At 53.8% G+C, this 2500-nt stretch carries 1 tRNA gene and 2 rRNA genes (1 of these 3 cut by a window edge); all 3 read left to right on the top strand.

The features are described 5' to 3' along the window. Positions 1-2014 (top strand): 23S ribosomal RNA (locus tag BW978_RS23020) (it extends 787 nt beyond the left edge of the window). Between the two features lie 117 nt (positions 2015-2131). Next, positions 2132-2246, top strand: a 5S ribosomal RNA gene (gene rrf, locus BW978_RS23015). Between the two features lie 177 nt (positions 2247-2423). After that, positions 2424-2500: transfer RNA gene (locus tag BW978_RS23010), tRNA-Met, on the top strand.

Here is a 2500-nt window from a genome sequence, read left to right as displayed (position 1 = left end):
TAGATCGGGATGACTTGTGGCTAGGGGTGAAAGGCCAATCAAACTCGGAGATAGCTGGTTCTCCGCGAAATCTATTTAGGTAGAGCGTCGACCGAATACCCCAGGGGGTAGAGCACTGGATGGGCTATGGGGACTCACCGTCTTACTGATCCTAACCAAACTCCGAATACCTGGGAGTACTAGTCGGCAGACACACGGCGGGTGCTAACGTCCGTCGTGAAGAGGGCAACAACCCTGACCTCCAGCTAAGGTCCCCAAGTCATGGCTAAGTGGGAAAGGATGTGAGGATCCCAAAACAACCAGGATGTTGGCTTAGAAGCAGCCATCATTTAAAGAAAGCGTAACAGCTCACTGGTCTAAATAAGGGTCTTTGCGCCGAAAATGTAACGGGGCTAAAGCCATGCACCGAAGCTGAGGATGTGATCCGCAAGGGTCACGTGGTAGCGGAGCGTTCCGTAAGCCTGTGAAGGGGTACCTGTGAGGGGCCCTGGAGGTATCGGAAGTGCGAATGTTGACATGAGTAACGATAAAGGGGGTGAGAGACCCCCTCGCCGAAAGACCAAGGGTTCCTGCTTAAAGTTAATCTGAGCAGGGTTAGCCGGCCCCTAAGATGAGGCAGAAATGCGTAGTCGATGGGAACCACGTTAATATTCGTGGGCCTGGTGGTAGTGACGGATTGCGTAACTTGTTCATTCTTATTGGATTGAATGGGCGAGGAAGCGGTTCCAGGAAATAGCTCCACCGTACAGACCGTACCCGAAACCGACACAGGTGGTCAGGTAGAGTATACCAAGGCGCTTGAGAGAACTATGTTGAAGGAACTCGGCAAATTGCACGCGTAACTTCGGAAGAAGCGTGACCCCTTTATACGCAAGTGTAATGGGGTGGCACAGACCAGGGGGTAGCGACTGTTTATCAAAAACACAGGGCTCTGCGAAGTCGCAAGACGACGTATAGGGTCTGACGCCTGCCCGGTGCTGGAAGGTTAAGAGGAGAGGTGCAAGCTTTGAATCGAAGCCCCAGTAAACGGCGGCCGTAACTATAACGGTCCTAAGGTAGCGAAATTCCTTGTCGGGTAAGTTCCGACCTGCACGAATGGCGTAACGACTTCCCCGCTGTCTCCAACATAGACTCAGTGAAATTGAATTCCCCGTGAAGATGCGGGGTTCCTGCGGTCAGACGGAAAGACCCCGTGCACCTTTACTATAGCTTTACACTGGCATTCGTGTCGGCATGTGTAGGATAGGTGGTAGGCTTTGAAGCAGGGACGCCAGTTTCTGTGGAGCCATCCTTGAAATACCACCCTTATCGTCATGGATGTCTAACCGCGGTCCGTCATCCGGATCCGGGACAGTGTATGGTGGGTAGTTTGACTGGGGCGGTCGCCTCCGAAAGAGTAACGGAGGCGCGCGATGGTGGGCTCAGACCGGTCGGAAATCGGTCGTCGAGTGCAATGGCATAAGCCCGCCTGACTGCGAGACTGACAAGTCGAGCAGAGACGAAAGTCGGTCATAGTGATCCGGTGGTCCCGTGTGGAAGGGCCATCGCTCAACGGATAAAAGGTACGCCGGGGATAACAGGCTGATGACCCCCAAGAGTCCATATCGACGGGGTTGTTTGGCACCTCGATGTCGGCTCATCGCATCCTGGGGCTGGAGCAGGTCCCAAGGGTTTGGCTGTTCGCCAATTAAAGCGGTACGTGAGCTGGGTTCAGAACGTCGTGAGACAGTTCGGTCCCTATCTGCCGTGGGTGTAGGAATATTGACAGGATCTGTCCCTAGTACGAGAGGACCGGGATGGACATATCTCTGGTGGACCTGTTGTCGTGCCAACGGCATAGCAGGGTAGCTATATATGGAAGGGATAACCGCTGAAGGCATCTAAGCGGGAAACCCACCTGAAAACGAGTATTCCCTATCAGGGCCGTGGAAGACTACCACGTTGATAGGACGGGTGTGGAAGCTCAGTAATGAGTGAAGCTTACCGTTACTAATAGCCCGATTGGCTTGATCGTTCTCATTGACCATGCTCATCGGCCCGGACACATCCGGGCGATGATGCCACATACGTGTTCATATCGAAAACAGGGAAATCCCTGTACCAGCTTCTCAACAACATTGCCCTTAGCCGACCTGGTGGTCATGGCGGGGTGGCTGCACCCGTTCCCATTCCGAACACGGCCGTGAAACGCCCCAGCGCCAATGGTACTTCGTCTTAAGACGCGGGAGAGTAGGTCGCTGCCAGGTCTGCTAAAGGCAATGTTGTCGGGTTTTGCAAAAGCAAATACCTCCGGTTTTGCATCGCAAATACCTCAATCTTCTCAACACATAATCGGCCCAAGCCGAAATCTTAGGGCCGCTCATCAAGCGGTCCTTTTGCTTTGTAAGAACTCTCAAGCGCAACAGTCAAAGTTGCGCTCTTGGCGCGGGGTGGAGCAGCCCGGTAGCTCGTCAGGCTCATAACCTGAAGGCCGCAGGTTCAAATCCTGCCCCCGCAACCA

This window comes from Rhizobium sp. RU33A (assembly GCF_900156055.1).
Lineage (GTDB): Bacteria > Pseudomonadota > Alphaproteobacteria > Rhizobiales > Rhizobiaceae > Allorhizobium.
The sequence above is the reverse complement of the archived record's forward strand: the minus strand, read 5'-3'. Positions and strand labels throughout refer to the sequence as shown.